At 34.4% G+C, this 288-nt stretch carries 1 protein-coding gene; it reads left to right on the top strand.

What is annotated here, in order from left to right:
- Positions 1-129: 129 nt before the first annotated feature.
- Entirely contained in the window at positions 130-279 is a 150-nt protein-coding gene (gene sspO, locus ACSG5Z_RS31585; RefSeq protein ID WP_435712924.1) for a small acid-soluble spore protein SspO, read from the top strand.
- The last annotated feature ends 9 nt before the right edge of the window (positions 280-288 follow it).

Below are 288 nucleotides of genomic sequence, written 5' to 3'. Positions count from 1 at the left end.
GTGTTCACGCTCCTTATGAATACTATTACCATAAAGTAAAGTGCTCTATTAGTGCTTTACTTACAGTTCATACATACTATGACCTGCTCATCATTCAACATACAAAAAAAGTTATAGAGGTGAAATAAAATGGGTAAAAGAAAAGCAAATCATACTATTTCAGGAATGAATGCGGCATCTGCACAAGGACAAGGTGCTGGTTATAATGAAGTATTTGCAAACGAGCCTTTAACTCCAGCAGAGCGACAAAATAATAAAAAACGTAAAAAGAACCAGTAACGAAAAATC

It is taken from the genome of Bacillus pretiosus (assembly GCF_051294775.1).
Taxonomy (GTDB): Bacteria; Bacillota; Bacilli; order Bacillales; family Bacillaceae_G; genus Bacillus_A; species Bacillus_A wiedmannii.
This window is presented reverse-complemented; position numbering and strand designations above follow the sequence as displayed.

What these genes read in the sequence shown, in the direction of transcription:
- sspO (WP_435712924.1), top strand. Translation starts at nt 130, where the DNA reads ATGGGTAAAAGAAAAGCAAATCATACTATTTCAGGAATGAATGCGGCA.